The sequence below is a fragment of the Flavicella sediminum genome, assembly GCF_006381105.1.
GTDB classification, from domain to species: domain Bacteria; phylum Bacteroidota; class Bacteroidia; order Flavobacteriales; family Flavobacteriaceae; genus Flavicella; species Flavicella sediminum.
In genome coordinates, this window is sequence record NZ_VDET01000012.1 from 1 (window position 1) to 3,696 (window position 3,696).

General features: G+C 45.8%; 1 tRNA gene and 2 rRNA genes. All 3 read right to left on the reverse strand.

Annotation, left to right across the window (positions count from 1 at the left end):
- Positions 1-167: 167 nt before the first annotated feature.
- Positions 168-276, reverse strand: a 5S ribosomal RNA gene (gene rrf / locus FGM02_RS11790).
- A 211-nt stretch (positions 277-487) separates the two neighbouring features.
- Positions 488-3,318: ribosomal RNA gene (locus FGM02_RS11795) — 23S ribosomal RNA — on the reverse strand.
- 252 nt (positions 3,319-3,570) lie between these two features.
- Positions 3,571-3,647, reverse strand: a tRNA-Ala gene (locus FGM02_RS11800).
- Positions 3,648-3,696: the final 49 nt, after the last annotated feature.

Consider the following 3,696-nt stretch of genomic DNA (forward strand, 5'->3'; position numbering starts at 1 on the left):
TTAAAAAAAATCCTAACCCTTGTTTCTAGCTACCAACTACCAACTACCATCTACCAACTACTTGATACTTGTTACCTGCTACTCAATACCTTCTACCAAAAACAAGTTTTCACTTAAGTTTATCGCAAAAAAAATCCTCAATCTACTAAAAGATTGAGGATTCTAAAAAAAGGCAGTGACATACTCTCCCACCATTGGCAGTACCATCTGCGCTGATAGGTTTAACTTCTCTGTTCGGAATGGGAAGAGGTGAGCCCTATCGCAATAACCACCTTAAGGTTATTAGTCTAAAGTATCAAATAAAAAGTATCAGGTAGCATCCTTCCACTTTTGTCTTTGTTCTTTTTGACTCAGTTTTTCTGCAAAAACTGTATATAATTAACATATTGAAAGTTGATATTGTAAAAGTGTAAATCGCTATTTTTTTTATAGAGTGTTTGTAGTATAAAGAGTTTCCCTTCTGCCTATTGCTAGGCAGAAGTTCTTTGTACATAAGCCTATGGGTTATTAGTACTACTTGGCTATGACATTACTGCCTTTACACCTATAGCCTATCAACGTGGTAATCTTCCACGACCCTTAAAAGAAATCTCATCTTGTGGTGGGTTTCGCGCTTATATGCTTTCAGCGCTTATCCCTTCCCAACGTAGCTACTCTGCAATGCCCTTAGCAGAACAACAGATACACCAGAGGTTAGTCCAACTCGGTCCTCTCGTACTAGAGTCAGATCCACGCAAATTTCTAACGCCCGCTACAGATAGAGACCGAACTGTCTCACGACGTTCTGAACCCAGCTCGCGTGCCACTTTAATGGGCGAACAGCCCAACCCTTGGGACCTTCTCCAGCCCCAGGATGTGACGAGCCGACATCGAGGTGCCAAACCCCCCCGTCGATGTGAGCTCTTGGGGGAGATCAGCCTGTTATCCCCGGAGTACCTTTTATCCTTTGAGCGATGGCCCTTCCATGCGGAACCACCGGATCACTATGCTCTACTTTCGTACCTGATCGACTTGTAGGTCTCGCAGTCAAGCTCCCTTATGCCATTGCACTCTACGCACGATTACCAACCGTGCTGAGGGAACCTTTAGAAGCCTCCGTTACTCTTTTGGAGGCGACCACCCCAGTCAAACTACCCACCAAGCACTGTCCTCATCTCTGAGTTAGGCTCTAGATAAGCAAAGGGTGGTATTTCAAGGACGACTAACATACGCCTAGCGACGCATGATCGATGTCTCCCACCTATCCTACACATTACTTATCCAAAGTCAATACTAAGCTATAGTAAAGGTTCACGGGGTCTTTTCGTCCCGTAGCGGGTAATCGGCATCTTCACCGATACTACAATTTCACCGAGCTCATGGCTGAGACAGTGTCCAGATCGTTGCACCATTCGTGCAGGTCGGAACTTACCCGACAAGGAATTTCGCTACCTTAGGACCGTTATAGTTACGGCCGCCGTTTACTGGGGCTTCATTTGAGAGCTTCGCCGAAGCTAACTCCTCCACTTAACCTTCCAGCACCGGGCAGGTGTCAGGCCCTATACATCAACTTTCGTTTTAGCAGAGCCCTGTGTTTTTGATAAACAGTCGCCTGGACCTATTCACTGCGGCCCATCTTAAAGATGGGCGCCCCTTCTCCCGAAGTTACGGGGCGATTTTGCCTAGTTCCTTAGCCATGAATCACTCGAGCACCTTAGAATTCTCTTCCCAACTACCTGTGTCGGTTTAGGGTACGGGCTGCTTCACTCGTTTTTCTTGGAAGTCGCTTCGCTGGATTATCAGATTGACCGAAGTCGCTCTGTACTATCGCGGTGTTACCACTCGCTTCAACGTACAATTCTGTCTGTACGCACCAACTATACGCCTCCGTCACTTTTAGCGTGAGCAGGTACTGGAATATTAACCAGTTGTCCATCGACTACCCCTTTCGGGTTCGCCTTAGGTCCCGACTAACCCTCAGCTGATTAGCATCGCTGAGGAAACCTTAGTCTTTCGGTGGGCGGGTTTCTCACCCGCCTTATCGTTACTTATGCCTACATTTTCTTTTGTAGAAGCTCCAGCATACCTTACAGTACACCTTCAGCGCCGCTACAATGCTCCCCTACCACTTAATCCTAAGATTAAATCCATAGCTTCGGTAATATGTTTATGCCCGATTATTATCCATGCTCGTCCGCTCGACTAGTGAGCTGTTACGCACTCTTTAAATGAATGGCTGCTTCCAAGCCAACATCCTAGCTGTCTAAGCAGACAAACCTCGTTAGTTCAACTTAACATATATTTGGGGACCTTAGCTGATGGTCTGGGTTCTTTCCCTCTCGGACATGGACCTTAGCACCCATGCCCTCACTGCTGTGTATATTTATTAGCATTCGGAGTTTGTCAGGAATTGGTAGGCGGTGAAGCCCCCGCATCCAATCAGTAGCTCTACCTCTAATAAACTTTACCACAACGCTGCACCTAAATGCATTTCGGGGAGTACGAGCTATTTCCTGGTTTGATTGGCCTTTCACCCCTACCCACAGGTCATCCCAAGACTTTTCAACGTCAACGGGTTCGGTCCTCCACTATGTGTTACCACAGCTTCAACCTGCCCATGGGTAGATCACCAGGTTTCGCGTCTACTACTACTAACTATGCGCCCTATTCAGACTCGCTTTCGCTACGGCTGCGCACCTGAAGTGCTTAACCTTGCTAGAAACAGTAACTCGTAGGCTCATTATGCAAAAGGCACGCCGTCACACAGTAAATGTGCTTCGACCGCTTGTAGGCGTACGGTTTCAGGATCTCTTTCACTCCCTTACTTAGGGTTCTTTTCACCTTTCCCTCACGGTACTAGTTCACTATCGGTCTCTCAGGAGTATTTAGCCTTACCGGATGGTCCCGGTGGATTCATACAGGATTACTCGTGTCCCGCACTACTCAGGATACCACTATCAATAAACAAAATTACCTATACGGGACTATCACCCTCTATGGTTAAACTTTCCAGTTTATTCTAATTCTTTTGTCATCAAATATTGTGGTCCTACAACCCCAAACTTGCCGAAACAAGTCTGGTTTGGGCTGTTCCGCGTTCGCTCGCCACTACTAACGGAATCACTATTGTTTTCTCTTCCTCCGGTTACTTAGATGTTTCAGTTCACCGGGTTTGCCCCACTTGCGTGGTAACATGTCTTCAACATGCTGGGTTGTCCCATTCGGAAATCTTCGGATCGAATCTTATGTGCAAATCCCCGAAGCTTATCGCAGCTTATCGCGTCCTTCATCGCCTCTGAGAGCCTAGGCATCCGCCATACGCCCTTACTTAGCTTATTGTACTTTTTGCTCTTTTATGCTACTTATTAGCTCTTGGCTATTGGCACTTGGCCTTTAGCTAGTGGCTAAATATTTATTGGTATGCAATGCATACCTCTCTATTGTATTATAGCTCGTTATTAATTTTAGTTTTCTAAAATATAACTTCTGTATCTTTTACGATATCAGTATTTCAATATGTCAATGAACGTTTTTTAGCTAATGGCGCTTGGCCTTTAGCTAAGGGCTAATAGCAAAATTGCTAATAGCTCTTGGTGGAGAATATCGGAGTCGAACCGATGACCTCCTGCGTGCAAGGCAGGCGCTCTAGCCAGCTGAGCTAATCCCCCATAGTATTAGATATGAGTTATTAGTTTTGAGTTTTTAGCTTCATGTTGT